Consider the following 26,300-nt stretch of genomic DNA (forward strand, 5'->3'; position numbering starts at 1 on the left):
ATGTCGAACGGTTGTGGCAGGCGCTTCATGAGACAATAACCCGAAATCACCAGTGCAGTTCAATGTGGCAACTGTTGAAAAAGGTCCATCACTTTATGAATACCGTCAGCCCATTCCCCGGGGGAAAACATGGGCTGGCTAAAGTGTAGCGGTATTAGGATCAGTTATTTAGTGCGGCAACAGGAAAAGCGTCGCCAGGCCCAGGAAAATAAAAAAGCCACCGGTATCGGTAATGGCCGTAATCAGAACGCTGGAGCCCACGGCGGGATCGCGTTTCATTTTGGTCATTACCAGCGGCACCATCACGCCCATGATGGCCGCCAGCAAAAGATTCAGCACCATCGCCAGCATCATCACGCCGCCCAGTGCCATATTGCTGTACATGAGCCAGGTGATGGCACCCATAATCCCGCCCCAGAACAGGCCGTTAATCAGGGCGACGCCAATTTCTCGCTTAAACAGAAACGAGAAATTTCCCGGTTCAACCTGATGCAGCGCCAGGGCGCGGACAATCATGGTAATGGTCTGGTTACCGGTATTGCCGCCGATGCCGGCGATAATCGGCATTAAAGTCGCAAGTGCGACAATCTGTGAGATAGTGCCCTCAAACAGCCCAATCACGCGGGAAGCGATAAAGGCTGTGCAGAGATTGATGGCCAGCCAGGCCCAGCGATTTCGCACCGACTTACGGACCGGAGCAAAGACATCCTCTTCCTGACTGATCCCGCCCATTTTGCGGATGTTGCTTTCGTTTTCTTTGTTTACCAGGTCGACCACATCTTCAATCGTGATACGGCCAATGAGCTTGCCCTAGGCGTCCGTCACCGCTGCGGAAATCAGGTTATAGCGTTCAAAGGCACTGGCGGCGTCTTCGGCTTTATCGTCCAGCTGAAAGGTGGTGGGATGGGGATTCATCACCTCGCTCACCAGGGTTTTGGGTTTATTCAGCAGGATATCCGTCAACAGCAGTTCGCCGAGCAGCTGATTCTGTTCATTGGTAATGAAGATTTTGTCCGTGCCATCGGGCATGCTTTTGCCTTTGCGCAAAAACCGTTGCACGGTCGCCAGCGTGACGTCCTCGCGTACAGTGAGGATATTGAAGTCCATCACCCGACCCACGCGATCGCGGTCAAACTTCATCACGCTCAGAATACGCGCCCGTAGTTTGGGCTCCAGGGAGGTCAGTAAGCGCCCGGTGAGGCCGCGCGGCAGATAGCGCACCAGCCAGGCCTGGTCGTCAATATCCAGCGGCGCGATAGCCTGGAGAATATCGCGGTCGCTCATCTCGTCGGTCAGGCTGTCCCAGACGGTTTCTGACGCTTCAACCAGCACATGGCCGCGTTTTTCCGGCGGCACCAGGCTCCAGAGCGCCAGGCGGGCTTCTTCAGGCAACGCTTCAAGGATGTCGGCCAGGTCAGCCGCATGGAGCTGGTCGATGTCTTGTTGCAGAATTTCCCGATGTATCACATTTTCACGTTGCTGCTCAGGCGAGAGATGACCGGCTTTATTCCGTAGTGTCTCGCTGAGCCCCTGCTCATTGAGCAGCAGCGTCAGAATACGATGACGAATTTCATTTAAACGTTGAGTGTGTGAGGCAGACACATTGCATCCCTTTAGTCTGAAAGCACCTGCACGAAGTGTAGCGTTTTGACTGAAAAAGGGAGGCAAAAAATCGTCCCGCAGGCGGGAATGCGCGCGGATGTGTCAGCGAAAAGCCTGTAAGGGATTAACGACTGCTGGAAAGCGTCGGGATAGCAGGCGCGGATTCAGTTTGCTTTTGCTGATGATGCTCGAAGGCCGCAGGCAGGATAAAAACGAGACGGCTAAACAGAATGATAAAACTGATGAGTAAAACAACCCGCGTCATACTGACGCTTTTTTTACGTCTTCGGGGAGAAAGGGCGCTGTTCACGCAAAGAAATTCCTGTAATAACCCGGACCGGGCGACAGCAATATTTAGTCACAGTCGCCCGGATAAATCAACCGCTGTTTAAAAAAAATACAACGGATCAATAGCTGGCTTTCTGGGCCAGCAGGGTCGCAAAACGGCAGTTAATCCGGTTGCCGTTTTCATCTTTGCGATGTAGCTGTCCCCAGTTTTCGTTGTATTTCACAATGTGCCAGTTGCGGTAGTAATGGCTTAACTCACCGGACTTAAACGCGAAAGGGAAGTCAGACGGACAGGGCGCATCCTCGGTATTCATCGCGGCCACAATCAGGTTAAAGCCATTTTTCACGGTACAGGCTTGCATATCCGCGATGAGCTGCGGAATGGTGGCCGGTTGCAAAAACATCATGACCACCGTCGAGATGACCACCTGCCAGGCCCCGTTAAAACGCACCTGATTTAAATCCTGCAGCGCCGTATGAATGCCGGTCAGCCCTTCAGCGGCGATGATCTGATTGAGCCGTTCCAGACTGGCGGGATTGTGATCCCAGGCCGTCACGTCAAAACCATGTTGGTTAAGGAACAGTGTATTACGTCCGCTTCCGCACCCCAGATCAAGCGCTTTTCCTGGTGTCAGTTTAGGCAGCGCCTCGGCCACCTCCGAGTGCACAGGGGTTAAGCCATAGGTTTCTGAAAAATAGTTATCGGTTCGCAATGTCATGATTATCCGTTCGGTAATGCGGGCAGCAAGTGCCCGCACAATCAGGCTTCTGCCAGAATCAGCTTCCAGCCGGTGACCTCATTCCAGTAGTTTTGCTCACGCTCCAGATCGAGCTGGACCAGGTTATTTTGACTGAAATAGCCCGCCGGGAAGGTAAGCGTCCAGTGGCCCTCATCACAGGTCAGCGTTAACGCGTCAGGACGTGTAGTCGCCTGGCGCTGGTTGTTCAGTAAGGTGCCAAGGCGCAGCAGGAATATCAGCGGCAGAAACTGTTTTTTCTTAAACAGCGTGACGCGAGGCAGTTCATCCACTTTGACGGCTTTACGGTGGAATCTGACCAGTGCTGCCAGCAGCATCTGCTGATCCTGGTTGAACCCCGGCAGGTTGGTGTTCTGCAAAATATAGGCTGAGTGGCGTTGCATACCGCTGTGGTTGATCGTCAAGCCGACTTCGTGCAGCATCGCCGCCCATTTCAACAGCGCCGCCAGCTGAGGATTCGCCAGTTTGGGATTCTGGTCGCGCCATTGCAGATAGAGCTGCTCGGTGGTTTCCAGCACTCGACGCGCCTGGTCGCTGTCGATGGCATAGTGATTCGCCAGGCTCTGAGCGGTGCGGCTGCGAATATCCCGATGGCGGAAACGGCCTTCCATCTCATAAAGTACGCCTTCACGCAGCGCGCCATCGCTCAGGGTCAGTTCACGAATCGCCAGCGCATCAAACACGCCGCAAAGAATCGCCAGCCCCGGAACAAATACGCTTTTGCGCTCTTCAGCCAGACCTGGCAGACTCAGCGCAGCGAACGATTTATGCTTGATCACTTCATCATAAAGCTTTGTCAGTCGCTCTGGCGTAATCAGCTTCTCTTTCTCGCCCATCGCCAGCAGCACTTCGCAGGCCGCTTTGATGGTGCCGGAAGCACCAAGGGCATATTGCCAGCCGTGCAGACGATATTGCCACGCCAGGGTTTCCAGCTTCTGCGTGGCGGCCAGTCGGGCGCGACGGAAGTTTTCAACGCTGATTTCGCCGCCAGGGAAGTAAAGCTGGGCAAAGCTGACGCAGCCCATACGGCGGCTTTCGACCAACTGGGGCTCAAAATCTTCACCGATGACGAGCTCTGTCGAGCCGCCACCGATATCAATCACCAGCTTGCGTCCTTTTTCCGGTTGCGTATGTTCGACGCCCATAAAGATCAGGCGCGCTTCTTCGTGACCGGAAATCACCTCTATTGGATAAGGAATAACCTCTGCCGCGCGCTGTAAAAACGTCTCAGCGTTAACCGCCTGACGCAGCGTATGTGTGCCAACAATCGTCACGTTGCTGGCATTAAAGCCCTGCAGGCGTTCGGCAAACAGTGCCAGGCAGTTCAGACCGCGCTCCATGGCGTCTTCGCTCAGGTAATTTTTGGCATCCAGGCCATCAGCAAGATGCACGCGCTGCTTCAGTCGCCCCAATACCTGCAAAGCCCCATCCACCACACGGGCAATGACCATGTGGAAACTGTTTGAACCGAGATCGATGGCCGCAAACTCTTGAGGTTTCGGCGTACTTTTTTGGGATATTGGCATAGGCGTTATTCAGGTTGTTCCAGCTTCTTAATGTATTCGTAAATCGCCATTTGCGACCGCACCTTACGACGATTGCCGCGCTGAACGTATTGGTTGCTCAGCTCTTTATCCACGACGCGCGCTTTAACCGTGTCGCTGAGCTGAATGGCAATGATGTCCAGAATGCGCTGCTTTATTTGTGGATCTAGGATAGCCACGGCCACTTCGATACGGTAATCAATGTTACGCGTCATCCAGTCAGCCGAGGAGAGAAACACTTTCTTGTCCCCACCGTTTTCAAAGATATAAACGCGGTCATGTTCCAGGAAGCGATCAACGATACTGATCACACGAATATTTTCACTGATCCCAGGCAAGTCCGGAATCAATGAGCACATCCCACGAACCAGTAAATTAACATTTACGCCAACGCTGGAGGCCGTATAAAGCCTGTCTACCAGCCCTTTGTCCACCAGGTTGTTAATTTTAAGAGTTATGCCACTGGGGCGCTTTTGTTGGGCATTCGCAATCTCGTTATCGATCAAATCATACAGCATCCGACGTGAGTTTTGCGGAGAAACCATCAGGTGATCAAACGTCACCGGGCGGTACGGGTTTTCGATAAAGTTAAAGACCCGGCGCACTTCATTGGTGATCCGCGCATCAGCGGTCAGCAGCGAGTAGTCCGTGTACAGACGCGCGGTTTTCTCATTAAAGTTACCGGTGCCGATGTGGGCATAGCGCACGATTTCTTCGCCTTCGCGGCGGGAAATCAGGAACAGTTTGGCGTGAATTTTCAGGCCAGGTGCCGAGAAAATAACGTGAACACCGGCTTCTGTCAGGCGCTTAGCCCAGTAAATATTGGCTTCTTCATCGAAACGCGCCTGAAGTTCGACGACCACCGTCACTTTCTTACCGTTATAGGCGGCGTGAATCATCGCATCCATGATGCGGGAATGCTTGGCGACACGGTAAATATTAATTTTAATCGCCAGCACGCTGGGGTCGAATGATGCCTGGCGTAGCAGTTCCAGCACATGCTCGAACGTGTGATACGGATAATAAAGCAGGACGTCGCGATTACGAATGGCGTCAAAACCGTTGCGGAAGCCGTCAAAACCAATGTGGCGAATCTGCGGCATCGGACGGTTAATCAGGTTGTTTTTCCCGACGTTAGGAAACCCGATAAAGTCTTTGAAGTTGTGATAGCGTCCGCCTGCCAGCACGGAGTCGTAGTTGGAAATCGACAGCTTGTCGCACAGCAGCGCCACCATAGAATCCGGCATATCGCGCTGATAGACAAAACGCACAGGTTCTGCCGTCAGACGCTGTTTCAGGCTGGAGGACATCAGTTCCAGCAGGCTGGACTCCATTTCGGTGACCAGATCGTACTCCGCATCGCGCGTCATTTTCATTGAATAGGCGTTCAGCGTGTCGTAATCGTAGAAACCTTTGAAAATATCATCCAGGCAGTAGCGCAGGATGTTGTCTAACAGGATCATCGGCTTGCGGCGGCGCGGCGGCTCCGCAGGCAGATTAATAAAACGCGGGACCTTGTCTGACGGGATTTCCAGCAACGCGTACTGAATATCGCTGCCGCGAATGATCTCGACCGCCAGATAGGTGTAATCGTCTTTCAGAAACTCCGTCAGGTCGGTTTCATGGGTAATCAGGATCGGCGTGATGTGCTGACGCAGTTCATGCTTAAAGTAGTGACGCAGCCAGCTTTGCTGATTAGGTGAAAGCTGACGTTCGTTAATCAGAAAGATTTGATTGCGCGCCATTTCCAGCAACAGGTCGTTGTAGAGCGCATCGAATTCCTGATCCGATTTCAGGACGCGCTGCTGAATCTTCTTCAACAGGTGGCGCGGTGTACTGGCGGAGCCTTGCTCTTCGCCAATCAGGATGCGTCGTTTCAGGTCGGCAAACCGGACCTTGTAAAATTCGTCGAGGTTATTTGAGTAAATACCTAAGAAACGCATACGTTCAATCAGCGGATTACTTTTGTCTGCCGCTTCCTGCAAAACACGTTCGTTAAAGCACAACCAGCTCATTTCTTTTTCAATATAAAGCTTTACCTGACCCATTCTCACTCCGTATGACGGTTGCAGGACTGACGACGCTACAGTATCCATCAGCATTATGGCGAGAGTATGGCAGGCTTGTCCAACAGCAAAATTTGTCTTATCAAGCCGCTACGGGCAACATAGCGACTCATTTTCGCCGCATAATCAGGGCCGCATGAGCGTAAACCATATTCCCGTCCAGTTTAGCGATCGCCGACGTCGTGCTATTGACCGTTACACGCGGCGCCTCGTCACGTGCTGCGGGGTCGCTATTCTGTTACTGATGATGCTGCTGTTCTTTTGGTTGCTCTGGGTGGTCCTGCCGTTATTTAGCGCACCGGGTGTGCACAGTCTCAGTCATCAGCGGCTCTGGGATGCATCGCCCGCACTGGCCATTGGTAATAAAGGCAGCGTTGGCTGGCGTATCAGTCGTGATGGCAAGGCACGATTTATACCGCTGAATGGCCAACCGCCTGAGCCCGCGCTGATGCTGACGCCCGCGCCGCAACAGGTGGTAACAAGCGCCGATGGCAATACGGTGCTGCTCAACGCACAGGGCAGTTTAACCCTGTTGCAGCCGGTGATAAGCAAAGGCGAAGGCGAATGGCATTTTCCGTTGGGCGATAGCGGCTTTCGTCTGCCCCAGGGCGACGTAAAAGAAATGGCTGTCGCCACGCTTCGTCCCGATCAATGGCGGATTGCAGCGCTCACTGACGCGGGCGTCAGTCTGTTAACGCTGGAAACTAACCGCCAGGCTGCGCTCATCCAGCTGCCGGGTCTGCAGCCTGCGCATCTGGTGCTTTCGCCTAAAGGCGACCTGCTGTACACCACCGAAGGCCGCCTGCTGCGGGTCTGGCAAATCGATGACGGGCGGGCCTGGCTGCGGGAAACGCAGATGCTCCCGGAAGCGCCCCAACATATGCAGTTACTGGCCGGAGGCCAAACGCTGTTAATTCAGGACAGTCACGGTATTACGCAGTGGTTTTCCATTGCTGGCGATAACGGCCTGCGCCTGCACGCCATCCGCACGTTCGCACACAGCGCCGGACAGGGTCTGATCGTCAGTGAGGCGCAGCGCCGGGTTTTCGCTACCTTTGATCAAACCGGCCTGCTTAAGGTCTTTGCCAGCAAACAGGATGGGCCCATTCTGCAACACCAGTTAGCACCCGGCATCCTGCAGGCGCAGTTTTCGCCGCAGGGTGACAGCCTGTTGCTGGAGCGATCGTCAGGTTGGGAAACCCTTAAACTGACCAATCCCTGGCCGGATGTGACCTGGCGTAACTTCTGGCAAAAAATCTGGTATGAAAACTATCCCAAAGCCGACTGGGTCTGGCAGTCCACCAATGCCGGAGACAGCTATCAGGCGAAGTTCAGTTTAATTCCGATGGTGGTGGGCACGCTGAAAGCGGCCAGTATGGCGCTGCTTTTTGCCACGCCGCTTGCCCTGGCGGCCGCGATGTACACCGCCTGGTTTATGGCACCCGGTTTACGTCGTTGGGTGAAGCCTGCGATAGAGATGATGGGGGCGTTGCCCAGTGTGGTGATTGGGTTGATTGCCGGATTATGGTTAGCGCCCCATGTCGGTCAGGCATTAACAGGAATTCTGTTGCTACCGGTCACGCTGGCGGGCAGTCTGCTTGGCTGCGGTATTCTGGCCTGCCGCTTACCGGCCCGCTGGCGGCAGCCGGGCCATGAGGTTATCCTGCTGCTGCCCGTGCTGCTTATTGTCGCGGCGTTAACGCTCTGGCTACCCACGCTTATCGTGCCGGATGCCGGTGACTGGCTGCCGCATTACGCGCAGCGTAATCTGCTGATAGCGGCGCTGGCGATGGGGTTTGCGCTGGTGCCGATGATTTTTACGCTGGCGGAAGATGCGCTGTTCAGCGTTCCGGCGTCGCTGGGGCAGGGCTCACTGGCGCTGGGCGCCACGCCATGGCAAACCCTGACGCGGGTCGTGCTGCCGGGAGCGTCGGCTGGCATTTTTGCCGCGTTGATGATTGGTTTCGGACGGGCCGTAGGCGAAACCATGATTCTCTTAATGGCCACCGGGAACACGCCGCAAACTGAAGGCGGCCTGTTCAGTGGCCTGCGCACGCTGTCAGCCAATATCGCGATTGAAATGCCTGAGGCGGCCGTTGGCAGCGCACATTACCGGATTCTGTTTTTAAGTGCGCTGGTGCTGCTGGTCTTCACGTTGATGATCAATACGGTTGCCGAGCTTATCCGCCAGCGTCTGCGCCTGCGTTTTAGCCAGTATAAGGAGCTGGCATGAAGGCGATACGACAAAATGATCGCTGGCGTTGGCTTACGGCGGGTGCCGTGACGGTCTGTTTGCTGGCCTTTACCCTGTTGATCGCGCTGCTGGGATGGCAGGGGCTGCGCGCGTTCTGGCCCCATCCCGTCGATCTCTATCAGTTCACACTGCCTGATGGCAGCAAAACCCGTGTACTGGGCGAAACGCTTGAGCGGCAATCGCATTATCCGGCGCCTGCCGCCGCGTCAGACGGCAAACCGGGCGACGTACATCGCTATCTGATTAAGACAGGAAACCGGGACTGGGCCGCGCCTGACTTTCGGGCGGTGCTGAGTCAGCAGGCACCGATTGTCAGCCAGCCGGACGACGTGATGGTGCTGCAGCGCCGCAGTCAGGGGAATGCCTATGGCTGGTTTGTCGGCCTGCGGGAAGAGAATGATGTTCTTACGGCAAAAGACATTATGGCGCTTCTGCAACAGCGACTTGAACAGGTAAAGCTTATCGAGCAGCAGGCCAGCGAGATGCGTCGGGTCGATATTGCCCGGTTGAATGAACAACTGGACCAGTTGGACGATCAGGCTGAGCATCAGCGCGCGGCAAAGCAGTTCGATTTGCAGGCGCAGTCAGAATACGAGGCCAACCAGGCGGCGCTGCAACGCCGCCTACTTCAGCTGAATGACAGGCTGAACAGTCTGCAAGCGGAAAGCCAGCGTGATGCGCTGATTCTGCGCGATGTGAACGGCACTGATCACCGCATCCCTCTGTCGCAGATTGTGGAAGCCTGGCAACCCAACGCGATGAGCCTGACGCAAAAAATGGGGCATTTCTGCCAGCAGGTGTGGCGCTTTATTAGCGATTCGCCTGCCGAAGGAGAAAGCGAGTTTGGCGTGTTTCCGGCGATATTTGGCACGGTGCTCATGGTGCTGCTGATGTCTGTAGTTGTGATGCCGCTGGGCGTTATCGCGGCGCTGTGGCTACATGAATATGCGGAACGCAACGCGTTGACCCGTCTGGTACGCATCGCCGTGGTCAACCTGGCGGGCGTACCCTCGATTGTTTATGGCGTATTTGGGCTGGGCTTTTTTGTCTGGCTGGTGGGCGGCACGGTGGACCAGCTGTTTTACAGCAGCACCTTGCCCGCCCCGACATTTGGTACGCCCGGTTTGCTGTGGGCGTCGCTGACACTGGCCCTGCTGACCTTGCCGGTGGTGATTGTCGCGACGGAAGAAGGGCTTTCCCGCATTCCCGACAGTCTTCGGCAGGGCTCCCTGGCGCTGGGGGCGACCCAGGCAGAAACGCTCTGGAACGTGGTATTGCCTATGGCCGTTCCGACCATGTTAACCGGACTGATTCTGGCCGTGGCACGTGCCGCAGGCGAGACCGCGCCTCTGATGCTGGTGGGCGTGGTTAAAATGGTGCCGGAACTGCCGGTAGATGCGGTGTTCCCTTACCTGCACCTCGACAGAAAATTTATGCATCTGGGCTTTCAGATCTATGATCTCGCCTTTCAGAGCCCTAATACCGAAGCCGACCGGCCGCTGGTTTTCGCCACGGCGCTGCTTCTGGTGCTCATTATTCTGTTACTGAACCTGTTAGCTATGGGCCTGCGTCACCGCCTGCGTGAACGCTATCGCCTGATGACTCAATAACTGACGATGACTATGATGCCCGAAACTGATATTGCGCTAACCGTTGATCATCTGTCGCTCTGGTACGGTGAGCGCCAGGTGCTTCAGGATGTCTCGCTGCAACTGCCCAAAAATCGTATCACCGCATTGATTGGCCCGTCCGGCTGTGGCAAATCAACGCTGCTGCGCTGCTTTAATCGTATGAACGACGTGATTGATCGCTGCCGCATCGAAGGAGACATTCTGCTGGATCAGCAGTCGATTATGCGACCTGCTCAGGATGTCTCTGCGCTGCGTCGCCGGGTCGGGATGGTGTTTCAGCGGCCCAATCCGTTTCCCAAATCGGTTTACGAAAATGTGGTGTACGGACTGCGGCTGCAAGGGGTGCGCGATAAGCGCGTACTGAATGAAGCCTGTGAACGGGCACTCCGGGCGGCGGCGCTGTGGGGCGAGGTGAAAGATCAGCTGGCACAGAATGCGCTGACGCTTTCCACGGGGCAGCAACAAAGGCTGGTTATCGCCCGCGCTATTGCGATTGAGCCGGACGTCCTGTTACTTGATGAGCCAACATCCGCGTTGGACCCGATTTCTACCCTGGTGATCGAAGAACTGATGAGCACGCTCAGGCAGCATTTCACGCTGGTGCTGGTCACCCACAACATGCAGCAGGCTTCACGCGTGTCGGATTACACAGCCTTTATGCATCAGGGATCGCTGGTGGAGTTTGACACCACAGACAGGATTTTCACCACACCACAGGTGCGCCGGACGGAAGATTACATCACCGGGCGTTACGGTTGAAAAGGCAGGGAGCCTGGCTCCCTGAGCATTAATCGTGGGCGTAGCCCTGAGCGGGTAAGGGATGACCATCCAGCCAGGCTTTTCCCTCACGCATGGTCAGTCGGCCTTCGGTAAACCAGTTAATTACCAGTGGGTAGATGGCATGTTCCTGATGCTGAACGCGTTCGGTAATCTCGGCCTCGCTGTCTTCAGCAAACACCGGCACCCTGGCCTGCAAAATGACCGGGCCACCATCCAGTTCATCGGTCACGAAGTGCACGGATGTACCGTGCTCCTTATCGCCGTTTTCCAGCGCCTGGCGGTGCGTATGCAGACCGGGATATTTCGGCAGCAGCGACGGGTGAATGTTCAGCAGACGGTCAGAGTAATGCGCCACGAAGCCCGGACTCAGAATGCGCATATAACCCGCCAGCACCACCAGATCCGGTGCATACGCATCGATCTCACGCATCAGCTGCCGATCAAAACTGTCGCGATCGTTAAAGTCACGTGCATCCAGCGCTTTTGCCGGGATCCCGGCCTCCTGCGCGCGAACTAAACCATAGGCGGAGGCTTTGTTACTGAACACGGCAGCGACGCTGCCGTGAATACGCCCGTTTGCACAGGCGTCGAGGATGGACTGAAGGTTACTTCCGTTACCCGAAATCAGTACAACCAGCTTTTTCATGAATGAATAACCACACGCTCTTCCGAGTCTGAGGCGTTAATCACACCAATTTTCCAGGCGTTTTCCCCGGCAGCACGCATCAGGTCAACGGCCTTATCCGCGTCAGCCGGGCTCAGCGCGATGATCATGCCCACGCCGCAGTTGAAGGTGCGATACATCTCATGACGACTGACATTGCCCGCCTGCTGCATCCAGCCGAACAGGGCAGGCCACTGCCAGCTTTTCTCGTCAATCACCGCCTGAGTATTGTCGGGCAGGACACGTGGAATGTTTTCCCAGAAACCGCCACCGGTGAGGTGAGCAATCGCGTGCACATCCACCTGCTCAATCAGGCTGAGGATGTTTTTGACGTAAATGCGCGTCGGCGCCAGTAAGTGATCGGCCAGCGGTTTGCCTTCCAGTTGCTCAACCAACGGATCGGTGCCGCTGACTTCCAGAATCTTACGCACCAGGGAATAGCCATTTGAGTGCGGGCCGCTTGAGCCCAGGGCGATCAGCACATCACCGTCCTGAACCTTGCTACCGTCAATGATTTCTGACTTTTCAACCACACCGACGCAAAAGCCCGCGACATCGTAATCTTCGCCATGATACATGCCCGGCATTTCAGCGGTTTCGCCGCCCACCAGCGCACAGCCTGACTGCAGACAACCTTCGGCGATACCGGTGATGACCGCCGATGCGGTGTCCACATCCAGCTTGCCGGTCGCGTAGTAATCCAGGAAGAAGAGAGGCTCCGCGCCCTGTACCACCAGGTCGTTAACACACATAGCAACCAGATCGATACCAATGGCATCGTGACGTTTGAGATCCATCGCCAGACGCAGCTTGGTGCCCACGCCATCGGTGCCGGAGACCAGCACAGGCTCACGGTATTTTTGCGGCAGCGCACAAAGCGCACCGAAGCCGCCTAGTCCACCCATGACTTCCGGGCGACGCGTCTTTTTCACTACGCCTTTAATACGGTCAACCAGAGCGTTACCAGCATCAATATCAACACCGGCGTCTTTGTAGCTGAGAGAGGTCTTATCGGTCACTGCGAGGTCCCCACGCGAGTTGCGGTTGGTGGTTTAATATAAAGCGCGGCAATTCTATCAGCGCAGGCAAACGTTTGCGAGTCTCAGATTGCGTCCCCGACAATTTTCATCAATCCTTATTTTATGCGGTGGATTGCGCAAGCACATGTGGCGCGATGTTAAAAAGGCGGTATAATCCCGCGATTTTTTTTAGCTCAACTCACTCCGGGAGAACAACAATGAAGATCGTGGAAGTTAAACACCCGCTGGTCAAACATAAACTGGGACTGATGCGTGAGCATGATATCAGTACGAAGCGTTTCCGTGAGCTGGCCTCTGAAGTGGGCAGTCTGCTGACCTATGAAGCCACGGCCGAGCTGGAAACCGAAAAGGTCACCATTGAGGGCTGGAATGGCCCGGTTCAGGTTGATCAAATTAAAGGCAAAAAAATCACCGTTGTGCCCATCCTGCGTGCCGGTCTGGGCATGATGGAAGGCGTACTGGAGCACGTGCCCAGCGCGCGCATCAGCGTGGTAGGCGTGTACCGTGACGAAGAAACGCTGGAGCCTGTACCTTATTTCCAGAAGCTGGTGTCCAACATTGAAGAGCGCCTGGCGCTGGTGGTCGATCCGATGCTGGCGACGGGCGGCTCCATGATCGCCACTATCGATCTCCTGAAAAAAGCCGGCTGCAGCAGCATTAAAGTGCTGGTGCTGGTCGCTGCGCCAGAAGGCATTGCCGCACTGGAGAAAGCGCACCCGGACGTGGAGCTGTACACCGCCTCCGTGGACCAGGGCCTGAACGACAAGGGCTACATCATTCCGGGCCTGGGTGACGCGGGCGATAAGATTTTCGGCACCAAATAGTGACCTGTTCAGGCGGCTTCATGCAGCACCTTGCTGTCAGCCTGCAGGCGCAGGCCGAGCCGCTTTTTTTCGCAACAGCCAATAACCTTCATCAGCCGACCAGAGAGTCGGCTTTTTTTTGACCAAAAACAGACTATCAACTCAAGGGGACTTTTAATGACTCGTCGCGCTATCGGCGTTAGCGAACGGCCGCCATTACTGCAAACGATTCCGCTCAGCCTGCAACATCTGTTCGCCATGTTCGGCGCAACGGTGCTGGTACCCATCCTCTTTCATATCAACCCGGCTACGGTACTGCTGTTTAACGGTGTCGGGACGCTGCTGTATCTGTTTATCTGTAAAGGCAAGATCCCCGCTTATCTGGGATCCAGTTTTGCCTTTATTTCACCTGTTTTACTCCTGCTGCCGCTGGGCTACGAAGTGGCGCTGGGGGGATTTATTCTCTGCGGCGTGCTGTTCTGTCTGGTCGCGTTGATCGTCAAAAAAGCCGGTACCGGCTGGCTGGATGTGATGTTTCCGCCTGCAGCAATGGGCGCTATCGTGGCGGTCATTGGTCTGGAGCTGGCGGGCGTCGCAGCAAACATGGCGGGCCTGCTCCCTGCTGAAGGTCATGCGCCTGACGGGACAACCGTGCTGATTTCGCTGGTCACCTTGGCCGTCACCGTTTTTGGCTCGGTGTTATTTCGTGGCTTTATGGCCATTATCCCGATTTTGATCGGCGTGCTGGTGGGCTACGCGCTTTCCGCTTTTATGGGCATTGTGGACTGGCGCGGCGTGGAAAATGCGCCGTGGTTTGCATTACCGACGTTTTATACGCCGCGTTTTGAATGGGTGGCGATGTTAACGATCCTGCCCGCCGCGCTGGTGGTGATCGCCGAACACGTGGGCCACCTGGTGGTCACGGCCAATATTGTTAAGCGTGATCTGGTCCGTGATCCCGGCCTGCATCGTTCCATGTTCGCCAACGGTTTATCGACCGTCATCTCGGGTTTCTTTGGATCCACGCCAAACACCACCTATGGTGAAAACATTGGCGTAATGGCCATTACCCGCGTTTACAGCACCTGGGTGATTGGCGGCGCGGCCATTTTCGCGATTTTGCTCTCCTGCGTGGGCAAACTGGCAGCGGCTATACAGGCGATCCCGGTGCCGGTCATGGGCGGCGTGTCCTTGCTGCTGTACGGCGTCATCGGTGCCTCCGGTATTCGTGTCCTGATCGAATCCAAAGTGGACTACAACAAAGCGCAAAACCTGATTCTGACCTCCGTGATCCTGATCATTGGCGTCAGCGGCGCGAAAGTGCACATCGGTGCCGCCGAGCTGAAAGGGATGGCGCTGGCGACGCTGGTTGGCGTTGCGCTGGCGTTGATTTTCCGCGTCATTTCCCTGCTGCGTCCGGAAGAAGTGGTGCTTGATGCAGAAGAGACACGCGACACATCGTCATGATGAAGCCCTGAAGACGCGGGCAGGGACGCCCGATTCATCTCTTCGCAAAAACTATGATAGACTGCCCCCGATTTTTGCCTGTTCGCTTGCTGAGGTGCTTCTGAACACGCCGGCACAATTGTCATTGCCACTCTATCTACCTGACAACGAAACCTTTGCCAGCTTCTGGCCGGGGGAAAACCCCTCGCTGATCGCTGCGATCAAGGGGGCGCTAAGCCAACAACATGGCAGCTATCTCTACTTCTGGTCGCGCGAAGGAGGAGGGCGCAGCCATCTGCTGCACGCTGCCTGCGCTGAAATGTCCGCGCGTGGTGAAGCCGTGGGCTATGTACCGCTGGATAAGCGCACCTGGTTTGTTCCAGAGGTGCTGGACGGCATGGAACAACTGCCGCTGGTTTGCATCGACAATATCGAATGCATCGCGGGAGAAGAAGCCTGGGAAATGGCGATTTTTAATCTCTATAACCGCATCCTGGAAACCGGCAATACCCGGCTCTTTATTACCGGCGATCGTCCCCCGCGTCAGCTGAACCTGCATTTACCCGATCTGGCATCACGGCTCGACTGGGGGCAAATCTACCGTCTGCAGCCGCTCTCCGATGAAGATAAGTTACAGGCTTTACAGCTTCGCGCCGGACTGCGTGGGTTCGAACTGCCTGAAGACGTCGGCCGGTTTTTACTGAAGCGGCTGGATCGGGAGATGCGCACGCTGTTTGATACGCTGGATCGTCTGGATAGCGCCTCTATCAGTGCGCAACGCAAACTCACGATCCCGTTTGTTAAAGAAACGCTTGGACTTTAAAGAATCGCCAGTACCGCCTCGGGCGGACGGCCTAAGCGGGCCCGATCGCCATTGATCACAATGGGCCGCTCAATCAGAATGGGATTTTCCACCATCGCGTCCAGCAAAGCGCTTTCGCTTAACGCTGCCTGATCCAGCGCCAGGGCGGTATAGGTCGGTTCGTTGCGGCGCATCAACTGACGCGCGCTCTCCATGCCCAGTTTCTGCAGCAGAATCTGCAACGTCGCTTTGTCGGGCGGCGTCTCCAGATAGCGCACAATCACCGGCTGGATGCCACGCTGCTCCAGCAGTGCCAGAGTTTCCCGACTCTTACTGCAACGGGGATTATGATAAAGCGTCACCATACTGCTTATCCTTTCTGATATTGCTTAAAGCGTTGCTGCAACTGGCGCAACTGATCGATGCGCGCATCATAACGCGCCTGTTTCAGGCTCCCCAGCGGCACTTGGGCACTGGCCTGGCTCAGGGCACTGATGGCCTGAGCGATCTGACCATTTAAGGCCAGACTTTCGGCACGGGCAAACAGCTCTTCGTCGGTATGGCCCTGCTGTGCTGAAGCCTGAGCCAGCAAATCCCATGCGTTGGTGTCATCTTTGTGTGTCCATGTATAGCGGTTCAGAATGCGGCTGGCATTGGCGGGTTGCTTCGCTTCAACATAAGCGTTCGCCAGGTTGAGCTGAACGACCGGGCTGGTTTTAGCCGCCTGCGTCGCGGTCAACAGTGCAATGGCCTGCTGTGGCTGATTCAGGCCGATATCAATATCCGTCATCAGGTCAAGCAGCCAGACGTTCTCAGGCTGCTTAGCCAAAAGTGGCGTCACAATCCTTTTGGCTTCGCCATAGTTTTTGGCCTGCAAAAACTGCACCGCCTTACCGTACCGGGAAGCCAGCTGCTCGCGTGCATTACCGTTGGCATACTGGTTCAGTAACTCCTCGGTCAGTTGATTACGGCCGGTCGGATAAATGCCCAACGTGCGCACCTTTGCCAGATAAAAGTCCTGAGAAGACTGGACTACCACCGCGCGCATCTGGTTTGCCCGGTTGCGCGCATCGGCGAGACGGCTGTCTGGTAAGGGGTGAGTCAGCAGGATTTCAGGCGGTTTGGAAGAAAACCGGCTCTGATCGGCCAGTTTTTGCAGAAAGTCCGGCATGGCCTGCGGGTTAAAGCCCGCGCGCTGCAAAACCTGAATACCAATGCGGTCGGCTTCCTGTTCGTTATTCTGCGTAAAACTGATGATGCCCTGCTGGGTACCCGCCAGTGTACCGGTTAAGGCGGCCATGCCCGCCTGTGGGCTGGCCATCGCCAGCAGTATCGATCCCAAAGCCCCTACCCAGGTCAGCGGGGCATTGCGCTTTTGATCTTCCATCGCCCGCGCCAGATGGCGCTGCGTCACGTGGGAGATCTCGTGCGCCATCACCGAGGCCAGCTGGCTTTCAGTATCGGTGAAGCGGAATAGCGCGGCGTGCAACACCACATTGCCACCAAAAAACGCAAAGGCGTTAAGTTCATCATTTTGAATCAGGAAAAAGTGGAAAGGCGTTTTAACCGCGTCCGCGTGAGAAACCAGCCGTTGACCGAGCTGATTGATGTACTGATTTAGCAGGGGATCGTTAATCAGCGGGGCGCTGGCACGTAGTTGCCGCACATAGAAATCCCCCATCTGCAACTCCTGATTAATCGACAGCGTAGAGCCTGCGGTCGTGCCCATATCCGGCAGGGAGTCGCTGATATCCGCCTGCGAGGTCAGCGGACAGGATAACGTGAGTGCAGGGAGTAGCGCAGCAATCAGCGTTTTTTTTAACCGGTTCAACATGCCTGAATCCTGTAATGAATCCCTGAATGGGACAGGTAAGCCGCTAATATGTTCTGTTTTACCCACGAATAGCGAGGCGTCCTGCGTATCTTAACCACAGGGCATGAAGAATGAAATGACGTTGTCGCGCGCACTGCGCGGCAGGATTGTGATAATGCTTCAAACCTGACGAAAAAATTTGACGGTACAATGATCTGCAAAGCGCCTGAATAACAGCCTGTCCGGATGAAAATGGCCGACAACGTTGGCATAAACGCAAGGGCCGAATACAAAGATACACGCGGACTGACATGCGGGCCGGGTAGCCACAAGGCGGACGCGCTGAAAAGCAACAAAAAAACTGAACATACTGGCCATTTTCCCAGGTATTCTCTGAAAAAAAGGCCCTGTACCGTAACGATTATCAGAAAGGTAAATTAAAAATATTGATGGTAAAAATGCCTTTATTGCCGACAGGCTATTTATGGCTGGCAAGGAAGCGCCAGGAAATCGCGTTATCCAATCAGGAACCGTGACACGCTTTATGAACCATCTTAAATAAGAAAGAAAAAACACGGTCGATAAAAAATACTTTTTATCACGCTCCGTTTTTATTTTATGGCCGTCCCGACAAAATGCTATTAAGAATTTCAGCTGCTCTCCGCGTTGTACCACTGTGATATAGATAAGCCGCCGACGTTGCGGTAGCACGGTATACATCAGATTTAAACAGCAGGAGAGTGAGTGATGCGACCAGCAGCCTTTATTGTGGTAGCGGCGGTAGCGGGATTTATTGGCGGGAATGTTATGCAGTTGCCAGTATTAGTCGACAAGGTCAGCGGTAAATTTGCCAGTAAAACAGAACCCAGTGATTACTGGAGCACTCCGGCCATTCAGGGCTATGGAAAAATACATTATGTGGATACACCCGCGTATAAACCCGGCACGGTAGCGGATCTCAGTAATAAAATTGTTTTTCAAATTAATCGCAGTGAAGGCGATATTCGTCGGCCTAATCTGGGGCTGGAGCGCGTAGCACGCGTCACGAATCTCTATTACGCCGCAGGTGTACCGTTAGATAAACTGAATTTCGTCGTGTCAATTAACAGTGATGCCGTTCCCGCCGCACTGAATAATGAACAGTTTCATAAAGCATACGGGGTGGATAATCCTAACCTCCAGTTAATTAGCGCACTGGAAAAGGCGGGCGTGAAAGTGTCCATTTGCGATCAGTCAGTGGCGTTTCACCATTTCGAGCGTGACTGGATTGATACGCGCGTCACCCACACGATCTCCAGCGGCACCACCGTTGCCACGCTGCAAAACCAGGGTTATGCCTTTTTGATGCTGTAAGTCTCGCGATGGCGGTGCGCGCCGCTGTCACCTTAACGTCATCTTTCCGCGATGTGCATGTCATAAAATGCCTTTAGTGTAAGCGCCAATGAGATCGATCTCATTGGCGACTGACGAGGGTGAAATGAGTGACTTAATTCGTGTGGCAGAACGGGCTGGGGTTTCGCGCGCCACCGCCGCACGTGCCTTTTCCGATCCCCATCTGCTTAAACCCGGCACGCTGAAAAAGGTGCTGGATGCCTCGGAAGCACTGGGTTTTCGCCCCAACCATATTGCGCGCCAGCTCCGTACGCAGAGTTCGACCACTCTGGGCGTACTGCTGCCATCACTCAGTAACCCGGTGTTTGCGTTACAGCTTCAGGCGATGGAGCACCAGGCCCGGCTGGCGGGTTATGGCCTGCTGGTCGCGACAACGGATTATCAGCCAGAACGTGAGGCGGCGATCGTTGAACACATGCTGCGTCAGCGCGTAGCAGGGATGGTCCTGACCGTGTCAGATGCTGACAGCAGCGCCGTATTACCCACCCTGGCTGAAGCCCGCATGCCTTTCGTTCTGGCGCATAACATGCCGCAGAACACCGCCTGGCGCAGCGTCTGTGTGGATAACCGCCGGGCAATGGCAGAAGCCACTGCGCACCTGATCGCGCTGGGCCATCGGCATATTGTCATGGCGGCAGGGCCGATGTTGCAGTCTGACCGTGCACGTCAGCGCTACCTCGGCTATTGCGATGCGATGCAGCAGGCAGGCTTTACGCCCAGCGCGCTGGTTGATATGCCCAGCCACATTCACGCCCTGTTCGATCCCTTTTTACCGTTGATGACGGGCAGCGATCCGCTGACCGCCGTAATTTGCAGTAACGACCTCCTGGCCATCAGCCTGATGGGGGCGGCCGCGCGTGCAGGCATTAACGTACCGCAACAGCTGTCTGTTATGGGCTTCGATGGTATTGCCATCGGTGAACAGCTTTCGCCTTCACTGGCCAGCGTGGTGCAGCCCAGCGAGCGGTTGGGTGCCTGTGCCATCGATATGCTTCTCGATTCGTCTGCTGAGGCTTCGCGCTTACTGGACCACCACCTGCGTTCAGGCGAGAGCATCGCAGCAATTTTTCATTCTTCAACATCAGGAAAACATCATGTCTACACACAATAAAATTGCGCTGTTTGCCAGCGCGGCGTTGCTTACCGCCTGTGCATTATCCAGCCCGCTGGCGCAGGCCGAGGAGAATGCGATTTGCTACAACTGCCCACCGGAATGGGCGGACTGGGCGACACAGCTCCAGGCGATCAAAAAAGACACCGGTATTGTCGTGCCGCAGGATAATAAAAATTCCGGCCAGGCCCTGGCGCAGCTCGTCGCCGAAAAAAATAACCCCGTCGCCGATGTGGTGTATTACGGTGTCAGTTTTGGGATTCAGGCGGCACAGGCGGGCGTGGTGACCGACTACAAACCCGCCAACTGGGATCAGGTTCCGGCAGGGATGAAAGACCCGCAGGGTAAGTGGGTCGCGCTGCACTCTGGCACCATGGGGTTTATGGTTAACGTCGATGCCCTGGGCGGCGCGCCGGTGCCGACGTCATGGGACGACCTGCTGAAGCCAGAATACAAAGGCATGGTGGGTTATCTGGATCCCGCCAGTGCGTTTGTCGGCTATGTCGCCGCCGTGGCGGTTAACCAGGCGAAAGGGGGCACGATGCAGGATTTTACTCCCGCGCTGACGTGGTTCAAAAAGCTGTAGGCCAACAAGCCGATTGTGCCTAAACAAACCGCCTATGCCCGCCTTATCTCTGGCGAAATCCCGATTTTGCTGGATTACGACTTCAATGCCTATCGCGCGAAGTATAAAGATCACGCCAACGTCGTCTTTGTCATTCCTCAGGAAGGCACGGTGACGGTGCCTTACGTCATCAGTCTGGTAAAAAACGCCCCGCATGCTGCCAATGGCAAGAAAGTGATGGACTACGTGCTGTCGGATAAAGGGCAGGCGATTTGGGCTAACGCCTATCTGCGCCCGGTGCGGCCTTCTGTGATGTCCGCAGAGGCTAAAAAGCGCTTCCTGCCCGACAGCGATTACGCGCGCGCCCATACTGTTGACTACCAGCAGATGGCTGATGCACAGAAAGCCTTCTCTGCCCGTTATTTGAGTGAGATTCGGTAATGGCCTTGTCAAATGCCCGCAGCGGTTTACCGGTGGCCTCGCGCCACCGGTCTCGCCGACGTGAGCAGGGGGCCAACTGGCCACGGATGCTGCTGCCGGCCTTACTGTTTTTTGCCGCCTTCTGGCTGTTGCCTTTTGCCCGTTTATTTCAGATGGGCATGACGCCGGATCGCAGCACCCGGCACAGTGGTTACTGGACAGTGATTACCCAGCCCCAGTATCTGCAAAGCCTGTTTAACACCGTCCTGTTGTCGCTGGCGGTCACACTGGTCACGCTGGCGATTGCCAGCGTGGTGGGCTGTTTTCTGGCTCGCCAGCGCTTCGCCGGGCGCGGCACCTTACTGGCGTTGCTCACGTTCCCCCTGGCGTTCCCCGGCGTGGTTGTCGGGTTTTTAGTGGTGATGCTGGCGGGACGGCAGGGCGTGCTGGCGCAGATCAGTATGCAACTGGTTCATGAACGCTGGACGCTGGCCTACTCGCTTACGGGGCTGTTTATTGGCTATCTCTACTTTTCACTGCCCCGCGCCATTGTCACGCTGGTCGCCGCCAGTGAAAAACTGGATCGTTCGCTGGAGGAGGCCGCCCGCTCATTGGGTGCCAGTCAGTGGCGCATTATTTGTGACGTGATTGTGCCGGGCCTGAAACCGGCACTGCTCTCCAGCGGTGCACTGTGTTTTGCCACCAGTATGGGCGCATTCGGCACCGCCTTTACGCTGGACACCGACCTGAGCGTACTGCCGCTCACGATTTACGGCGAGTTTACTAACTATGCCAACTTCGCCACGGCGGCGGCGCTGTCGGTGGTCATGGGCGCGGTGGCCTGGCTGGGATTGATGCTGGCACGTGTACTGACCCAATCCCGGGAGGAGAAGACCTCATGAAACGGCGTGGACTGTTCTGGCTGCAAATCGCGATCACGACGCTGACCGCCCTGTTCATAATTGTGCCGGTGGTGTTATCCATGCTGGCGGGCGTCACGCAAAACGACTTTGTCGGTCTGCGTAGCGGGCTGACGTTGAAGTGGGTTGAACAGGTGTGGGACATGTACAGCGACACGTTTTGGCTGTCGCTGATGATCGCGGTGAGCTGTTTGCTTGTCACGATGGTTGTCGGCGTGCCCGCCGCCTGGGGATTACTCAAGTCGCCATCGCGCTGGTCGTCACGTATTGAAGAGTGCCTGATGCTGCCTGTGGCGCTACCGGGCCTGACGACGGCGCTGGGGATTATCCTGCTGTACGGCCAGTTTTCAGGCCTGCGCGACAGTTGGGTCTTTATCCTGATTGGCCATGTGCTGTTTACGCTGCCGTTTATGATTCGCCCGGTTCTGGCCGTGATGCAGGCTATCCAGTTGCCCCGACTGGAAGAGGCAGCCGCCAGCCTGGGGGCAGGCTTCTGGCAGCGTTTTTTCACCGTGGTGGTTCCCAACTGCCGTAACGGCATTCTTGCCGGGGCTTTTATGGTGACAACGCTGTCGGTCGGCGAATTCAATATTACCTGGATGTTACATACACCGCTGACCAAAACGCTGCCTGTGGGCCTGGCCGACAGCTATGCCTCCATGCGGCTGGAAGTCGGCTCGGCGTACACCTTGATCTTCATTTTAATGATTTTACCCCTGCTGCTGATGCTTAACGCCTGTAATCACTGGCTTGAACGTCAGTCACGTCAGCCACTCAGCGAGGAAAAGGCATGAATAACGATGCTGTTAACGTTACGTTGCGCGGCTGCGCGCGCCGTTTTGCGCATCACCAGGCGCTGCATCCTCTGGATCTCAGCGTGCACGCTGGCGAAACCCTGGTGCTGCTGGGGCCATCGGGCTGTGGCAAAACCACGACGTTGCGCATTATCAGTGGCCTAGAGCGTACCGATGCGCCGGGTGAAGTCTGGTTTGACGATCGCAACGTGACCGATTTGCCGATTGAAAAACGTAACGTCGGGATGGTGTTCCAAAACTATGCGCTGTTTCCCAATCTCAACGTGGCGCAAAACGTGGCCTACGGCCTGAAAGTGCAGGGCATCCCGCGTGCCGAACGCGAGGCACGAGTCCAGGAGATGCTGGAACTGGTCGATCTGACTGCACTGGCCCAGCGCCATATCGATAAACTCTCTGGTGGTCAGAAGCAGCGCGTTGCGCTGGCAAGAGCCCTGGCGGCCCGGCCTAAAGTGTTGCTCTTTGATGAGCCGCTGGCGGCGCTGGACGCCAAACTGCGCGAACGCCTGCGCGCAGACATCGGCGATCTGCTGAAAAAGCTGGCGATTACCGCCATCTATGTGACGCACGATCAGCAGGAAGCCATGGCACTGGGCGACCGTATTGCGGTCATGGAGCAGGGCCGCCTGGTCCAGATTGCGACGCCGCAGGCCATTTATCAGCGTCCGGCTTCGCGCTTTGTGGCGGACTTCGTGGGCGCGATTAACTGCATTGAAACCGATGAGCAGGGGCAGCCGGTGAGATTCTGTCGTCCAGAGGATGTCCTGCTGGCAGAAGCGGGGCGCTATGCCCGACACGGCTGTATCGTCGCCAGCACCTTTCTCGGTGCCTCTCAACGCCTGCAGATCGATATTGGCCTGGATAAGCCCATCCAGGTCGAGCGTCACGCGCGCGAAAACTGGCATGCCGGGCAGCGTATCAGCTGGTCACTGGCCGGGCAGGCCGCGCTGGAATTTACCGCTTAAGGAGTGAAAGAGTGTCCGCTAATCCTACGCTGATCGCACAGATCAGTGACTTACATATTAAAGCGCAGGAGCGTTTGTCTTATAAGAAAGTCGATACGCACACGGCGTTACTGCGGGCCATCGCCACGCTGAATGCACTGCAACCGCGTCCTGACGTGGTCGTGATTACCGGTGACCTGGTGGATTTCGGCACCGCCGCAGAGTACCAGACGCTGCGCGAGGCGCTGGAGGGGCTGGAACGGCCCTTTTACCTGATGGCAGGTAATCATGACGACCGCCAGGCCCTGCGGGCCGCGTTTCCCGATCACACTTATCTGCAACAGGGCCCGACGCTCAACTGGCGGCTTATCGTCAGGGACGTCCAGCTACTGGCGCTGGATTCCAGCGTGCCGCACCAGCCATGGGGTGAACTTGATGATCGGCAGCTTCGCTGGCTGGATGACGCACTCACTGCGTCACCAGACATGCCCACATTGGTGATGCTGCACCATCCGCCGTTTGTCTGCGGTATTGATCATATGGACCGTCAGCGATTACGTCAGCCCGAAGCACTGGCGGCGATTATTGCCCGCCATCCCCAGGTTGAACGGGTGCTGTGTGGGCATGTACATCGGGCTGTTCAGACGCGGTTTGCTGGCACGCTGGCCTGTATTGCGCCCGGCGTTTCTCACCAGGTTGCGCTGGATCTGCAACCGGATGGCCCGGCCAATTTTGTGCTGGAACCGGCGGGGTTTTTGCTGCATCGCTGGCAACGGGAGCAGGGCATGACCACCCACCAGTGCGCAATCGGCGACTACGACGGCCCCTGGCCCTTCTATGACGAAAACGGTTTAATCGATTAAATGCGCGTCAGGGCGATTTTTTGAACTGTACTGTGCTTAAGCCTGCTCAAAATGTCCTACAGCGTGTAGCCTTACAGGCTGTAGAACCGCGATATGATAAAAACAACAGAGCCAGGCACAGCACAATGAATTTTCGCACTGTGGCGTCAACGCCATGTTAATGAATTTCCGTCCAAGAGCTGACTTACACACGCTTATTGCGCTGCTGGTCATCATCAGCATCGTTATCACCCTGGCCAATAATTTATATGCCACATGGCGCGTGCAGCGCATGGTGCTGATCGACAGTACGCTGGAAGCCAACCGCGCCTACGCGGCTAAGCTGGCCTCGACCAGTGAGGTTTTTTTTCGTCTGGCGCAGTCACAGTTGCACTTTAGTGCCAATGTACTGGGAAAGGATTTCGATAACGAAGAACTGTTAAAAACGGAAGTGAATCGCCTGCGCGAGCAGACGGACAGTTTTAACTCGGTGGCCGTCGTGGATGAAAACGGTACGGTGCGGGCCATCTCGCCGGAGTCGCTGACCCTGACCGGCATGCATCTGACCAGTGATGCGTCACGTGAAGCGCTGCAAACCCGGCAGCCCATGATCAGCAAGCCCACGGTTTCCGCCGCCAATAACCTGCTTATCTTTGTTTCATGGCCCATCTGGAACAGTCAGGGACGCTATCTCGGTTATGTCGGCGGCACCATTTACCTGAAAAAGAAAAGCATTCTGAATGCCCTGCTGGGTGAACAGTTTTACCGGGACGGCACCAGCGTCTTTGTGCTCGACAGCAATAATCAGGTGCTCTATCACCAGAACCGGCAACTGGTTGGCAAAACCATACCGCCGCTGTTGAGCGACCGCGAACGGCAGGAAAAAGACAACGGTTCACTGGTGTTAACGGAAACCGACAAACCCACCCGGCTGGCGGGCTATGCCATCGTTCCGACCACGGGCTGGATGGTCGTGGCGCTAAAACCGGTAGACGCGACGTTGCAACCGCTGTCGGGTCTGATACTTAAAGTCCTGAAACACTCGGTTCCCTTCGCGCTTCTGACCTTGCTGGTGGCGGTGATTTTGGCCCGGATGATCGCTATGCCGCTCTGGCAACTGGCCCGCAAAGCCAGCAAGATTGATGGTCAGAGCGCCACCAACGATATCGGCGGCATTCATGCTTGGTATTTTGAGGCGGCGCAGGTGAAACGTGCCCTGCTGACCGGTATCGGGCTGGTGCAGGATAAGATTGGCCGTCTGAGTTCTGAGGCACAAACCGATCCGCTGACTCAGCTCCTCAACCGACGTGGCCTGAATGCCGTGCTCGATTATTTCCAGACGCTGCAACAGCCTTTTGCCGTGCTGGCACTGGATATCGATCATTTCAAAAACGTTAACGATAACTGGGGCCATGACGTCGGCGACCGGGTGATCCAGCAGGTGGCCAGAACGCTCCAGCAAAGCGCCAGAAAGCAGGATATTGTCAGCCGTAACGGCGGGGAAGAGTTCCTGATGCTGTTACCGGATACCAGTCTGGCCGACGCCGAGGCCATCGCTGAGCGCATACGTCTGAGCTTCGCAGGCGAGGCGGTGGAAAATGTCGGCAATATCATGCTCTCAATTGGCGTGGCCGAATGGAGTGCACGCCGCGTGCCGCTGGAAACCAGTCTGAAGCGTGCCGACGATGCGCTCTATCAGGCCAAAAACGCAGGACGTAACTGCACTGTAGTCGCGAAATAGCGCGAAAGCGGCGCACCCTTTTCATCGTCTGAAGGCAGAAACGATGCCCGATGCAGCAGGGC

At 55.8% G+C, this 26,300-nt stretch carries 21 protein-coding genes and 3 pseudogenes; 15 read left to right on the forward strand and 9 right to left on the reverse strand.

Annotation, left to right across the window (positions count from 1 at the left end; genetic code table 11):
• A pseudogene (locus tag F7Q90_RS13090) lies at positions 1–149 on the forward strand (IS630 family transposase); the annotation flags it as partial.
• A 19-nt stretch (positions 150–168) separates the two neighbouring features.
• Here the strand turns inward: F7Q90_RS13090 and mgtE are convergent.
• From mgtE to ppk1, 5 genes and pseudogenes are all read right to left on the reverse strand, one after another.
• A pseudogene (gene mgtE / locus F7Q90_RS13095) lies at positions 169–1,602 on the reverse strand (magnesium transporter).
• A 124-nt stretch (positions 1,603–1,726) separates the two neighbouring features.
• Positions 1,727–1,912: a YfgG family protein gene (locus tag F7Q90_RS27215; protein ID WP_006120471.1), complete on the reverse strand. Its 186-nt coding sequence runs from the start codon at positions 1,910–1,912 to the stop codon at positions 1,727–1,729.
• A gap of 97 nt (positions 1,913–2,009) precedes the next feature.
• Positions 2,010–2,648 carry a tellurite resistance methyltransferase TehB gene (gene tehB, locus F7Q90_RS13105; RefSeq protein WP_071988775.1) on the reverse strand — a complete coding sequence of 213 codons (639 nt, stop codon included), beginning with the start codon at positions 2,646–2,648 and terminating at the stop codon, positions 2,010–2,012.
• A gap of 2 nt (positions 2,649–2,650) precedes the next feature.
• Complete coding sequence (gene ppx, locus F7Q90_RS13110) at positions 2,651–4,174, reverse strand: exopolyphosphatase (RefSeq protein WP_006120468.1); 1,524 nt, start codon at positions 4,172–4,174, stop codon at positions 2,651–2,653.
• A gap of 5 nt (positions 4,175–4,179) precedes the next feature.
• Positions 4,180–6,240, reverse strand: a complete 2,061-nt coding sequence (gene ppk1 / locus F7Q90_RS13115) for a polyphosphate kinase 1 (RefSeq protein ID WP_006120467.1) — start codon at positions 6,238–6,240, stop codon at positions 4,180–4,182.
• A 154-nt stretch (positions 6,241–6,394) separates the two neighbouring features.
• Between ppk1 and F7Q90_RS13120 the strand changes: the two genes are divergently transcribed.
• From F7Q90_RS13120 to pstB, 3 genes are read left to right on the forward strand one after another with little or no spacing between them, the layout of a single operon-like run.
• On the forward strand, positions 6,395–8,491 hold the full coding sequence (locus F7Q90_RS13120) for an ABC transporter permease subunit (RefSeq protein WP_006120466.1): 2,097 nt from the start codon (positions 6,395–6,397) through the stop codon (positions 8,489–8,491).
• Complete coding sequence (gene pstA / locus F7Q90_RS13125; RefSeq protein ID WP_006120465.1) at positions 8,488–10,122, forward strand: phosphate ABC transporter permease PstA; 1,635 nt, start codon at positions 8,488–8,490, stop codon at positions 10,120–10,122. The genes F7Q90_RS13120 and pstA overlap by 4 nt, the downstream gene beginning before the upstream one ends.
• A gap of 12 nt (positions 10,123–10,134) precedes the next feature.
• Positions 10,135–10,902 (forward strand): phosphate ABC transporter ATP-binding protein PstB, encoded by a 768-nt coding sequence (pstB, locus tag F7Q90_RS13130; RefSeq protein WP_033740860.1) that lies wholly within the window; start codon positions 10,135–10,137, stop codon positions 10,900–10,902.
• 28 nt (positions 10,903–10,930) lie between these two features.
• On the opposite strand, the gene purN is transcribed toward pstB, so the two are convergent.
• Both purN and purM read right to left on the reverse strand, forming a co-directional pair.
• Positions 10,931–11,569, reverse strand: a complete 639-nt coding sequence (gene purN, locus F7Q90_RS13135; protein WP_006120462.1) for a phosphoribosylglycinamide formyltransferase — start codon at positions 11,567–11,569, stop codon at positions 10,931–10,933.
• Entirely contained in the window at positions 11,566–12,606 is a 1,041-nt protein-coding gene (gene purM, locus F7Q90_RS13140) for a phosphoribosylformylglycinamidine cyclo-ligase (protein ID WP_006120461.1), read from the reverse strand. The genes purN and purM overlap by 4 nt, the downstream gene beginning before the upstream one ends.
• A gap of 218 nt (positions 12,607–12,824) precedes the next feature.
• On the opposite strand from purM, the gene upp reads away from it, so the two are divergent.
• The 3 genes from upp to hda all read left to right on the forward strand — a co-directional run bounded on the left by upp (position 12,825) and on the right by hda (position 15,699).
• Complete coding sequence (upp, locus tag F7Q90_RS13145) at positions 12,825–13,451, forward strand: uracil phosphoribosyltransferase (RefSeq protein ID WP_006120459.1); 627 nt, start codon at positions 12,825–12,827, stop codon at positions 13,449–13,451.
• A 156-nt stretch (positions 13,452–13,607) separates the two neighbouring features.
• Positions 13,608–14,897 (forward strand): uracil permease, encoded by a 1,290-nt coding sequence (gene uraA / locus F7Q90_RS13150; protein ID WP_006120457.1) that lies wholly within the window; start codon positions 13,608–13,610, stop codon positions 14,895–14,897.
• 94 nt (positions 14,898–14,991) lie between these two features.
• A complete protein-coding gene (hda, locus tag F7Q90_RS13155) occupies positions 14,992–15,699 on the forward strand; it encodes a DnaA inactivator Hda (protein ID WP_033740991.1) in 708 nt (235 codons plus the stop codon).
• Here the strand turns inward: hda and arsC are convergent.
• Both arsC and bepA read right to left on the reverse strand, forming a co-directional pair.
• Positions 15,696–16,043, reverse strand: a complete 348-nt coding sequence (gene arsC, locus F7Q90_RS13160) for an arsenate reductase (glutaredoxin) (RefSeq protein ID WP_006120455.1) — start codon at positions 16,041–16,043, stop codon at positions 15,696–15,698. The genes hda and arsC overlap by 4 nt on opposite strands.
• A 5-nt stretch (positions 16,044–16,048) precedes the next feature.
• On the reverse strand, positions 16,049–17,512 hold the full coding sequence (bepA, locus tag F7Q90_RS13165) for a beta-barrel assembly-enhancing protease (RefSeq protein WP_006120454.1): 1,464 nt from the start codon (positions 17,510–17,512) through the stop codon (positions 16,049–16,051).
• 726 nt (positions 17,513–18,238) lie between these two features.
• Between bepA and F7Q90_RS13170 the strand changes: the two genes are divergently transcribed.
• From F7Q90_RS13170 to F7Q90_RS13205, 8 genes and pseudogenes are all read left to right on the forward strand, one after another.
• Positions 18,239–18,844 carry a DsrE family protein gene (locus F7Q90_RS13170; RefSeq protein ID WP_006120453.1) on the forward strand — a complete coding sequence of 202 codons (606 nt, stop codon included), beginning with the start codon at positions 18,239–18,241 and terminating at the stop codon, positions 18,842–18,844.
• Positions 18,845–18,968: 124 nt separating this feature from the next.
• On the forward strand, positions 18,969–19,994 hold the full coding sequence (locus F7Q90_RS13175; RefSeq protein WP_006120452.1) for a substrate-binding domain-containing protein: 1,026 nt from the start codon (positions 18,969–18,971) through the stop codon (positions 19,992–19,994).
• Positions 19,978–21,000, forward strand: a pseudogene (locus F7Q90_RS13180) (ABC transporter substrate-binding protein). Before F7Q90_RS13175 ends, F7Q90_RS13180 begins: the two are co-directional and overlap by 17 nt.
• Positions 21,000–21,881: an ABC transporter permease gene (locus F7Q90_RS13185; protein WP_006120451.1), complete on the forward strand. Its 882-nt coding sequence runs from the start codon at positions 21,000–21,002 to the stop codon at positions 21,879–21,881. Before F7Q90_RS13180 ends, F7Q90_RS13185 begins: the two are co-directional and overlap by 1 nt.
• Complete coding sequence (locus F7Q90_RS13190) at positions 21,878–22,693, forward strand: ABC transporter permease (RefSeq protein ID WP_006120450.1); 816 nt, start codon at positions 21,878–21,880, stop codon at positions 22,691–22,693. The genes F7Q90_RS13185 and F7Q90_RS13190 overlap by 4 nt, the downstream gene beginning before the upstream one ends.
• Positions 22,690–23,676 carry an ABC transporter ATP-binding protein gene (locus F7Q90_RS13195; protein WP_006120449.1) on the forward strand — a complete coding sequence of 329 codons (987 nt, stop codon included), beginning with the start codon at positions 22,690–22,692 and terminating at the stop codon, positions 23,674–23,676. The genes F7Q90_RS13190 and F7Q90_RS13195 overlap by 4 nt, the downstream gene beginning before the upstream one ends.
• 11 nt (positions 23,677–23,687) lie before the next feature.
• Positions 23,688–24,518, forward strand: a complete 831-nt coding sequence (locus tag F7Q90_RS13200; protein ID WP_006120448.1) for a phosphodiesterase — start codon at positions 23,688–23,690, stop codon at positions 24,516–24,518.
• Between the two features lie 154 nt (positions 24,519–24,672).
• Positions 24,673–26,238: a sensor domain-containing diguanylate cyclase gene (locus F7Q90_RS13205; RefSeq protein WP_006120446.1), complete on the forward strand. Its 1,566-nt coding sequence runs from the start codon at positions 24,673–24,675 to the stop codon at positions 26,236–26,238.
• Positions 26,239–26,300 lie beyond the last annotated feature (62 nt).

This window comes from Pantoea stewartii subsp. stewartii (assembly GCF_008801695.1).
In the GTDB taxonomy this organism is placed as follows: domain Bacteria; phylum Pseudomonadota; class Gammaproteobacteria; order Enterobacterales; family Enterobacteriaceae; genus Pantoea; species Pantoea stewartii.

Coding starts and splice junctions, on each gene's coding strand:
- upp (WP_006120459.1), top strand. CDS start 12,825: ATGAAGATCGTGGAAGTTAAACACCCGCTGGTCAAACATAAACTGGGA.
- uraA (WP_006120457.1), top strand. CDS start 13,608: ATGACTCGTCGCGCTATCGGCGTTAGCGAACGGCCGCCATTACTGCAA.
- ppx (WP_006120468.1), bottom strand. CDS start 4,174: ATGCCAATATCCCAAAAAAGTACGCCGAAACCTCAAGAGTTTGCGGCC.
- pstA (WP_006120465.1), top strand. CDS start 8,488: ATGAAGGCGATACGACAAAATGATCGCTGGCGTTGGCTTACGGCGGGT.
- F7Q90_RS13120 (WP_006120466.1), top strand. CDS start 6,395: ATGAGCGTAAACCATATTCCCGTCCAGTTTAGCGATCGCCGACGTCGT.
- F7Q90_RS13175 (WP_006120452.1), top strand. CDS start 18,969: ATGAGTGACTTAATTCGTGTGGCAGAACGGGCTGGGGTTTCGCGCGCC.
- F7Q90_RS13205 (WP_006120446.1), top strand. CDS start 24,673: ATGTTAATGAATTTCCGTCCAAGAGCTGACTTACACACGCTTATTGCG.
- bepA (WP_006120454.1), bottom strand. CDS start 17,512: ATGTTGAACCGGTTAAAAAAAACGCTGATTGCTGCGCTACTCCCTGCA.
- arsC (WP_006120455.1), bottom strand. CDS start 16,043: ATGGTGACGCTTTATCATAATCCCCGTTGCAGTAAGAGTCGGGAAACT.
- F7Q90_RS13195 (WP_006120449.1), top strand. CDS start 22,690: ATGAATAACGATGCTGTTAACGTTACGTTGCGCGGCTGCGCGCGCCGT.
- pstB (WP_033740860.1), top strand. CDS start 10,135: ATGATGCCCGAAACTGATATTGCGCTAACCGTTGATCATCTGTCGCTC.
- F7Q90_RS13190 (WP_006120450.1), top strand. CDS start 21,878: ATGAAACGGCGTGGACTGTTCTGGCTGCAAATCGCGATCACGACGCTG.
- F7Q90_RS13185 (WP_006120451.1), top strand. CDS start 21,000: ATGGCCTTGTCAAATGCCCGCAGCGGTTTACCGGTGGCCTCGCGCCAC.
- ppk1 (WP_006120467.1), bottom strand. CDS start 6,240: ATGGGTCAGGTAAAGCTTTATATTGAAAAAGAAATGAGCTGGTTGTGC.
- purN (WP_006120462.1), bottom strand. CDS start 11,569: ATGAAAAAGCTGGTTGTACTGATTTCGGGTAACGGAAGTAACCTTCAG.
- F7Q90_RS13170 (WP_006120453.1), top strand. CDS start 18,239: ATGCGACCAGCAGCCTTTATTGTGGTAGCGGCGGTAGCGGGATTTATT.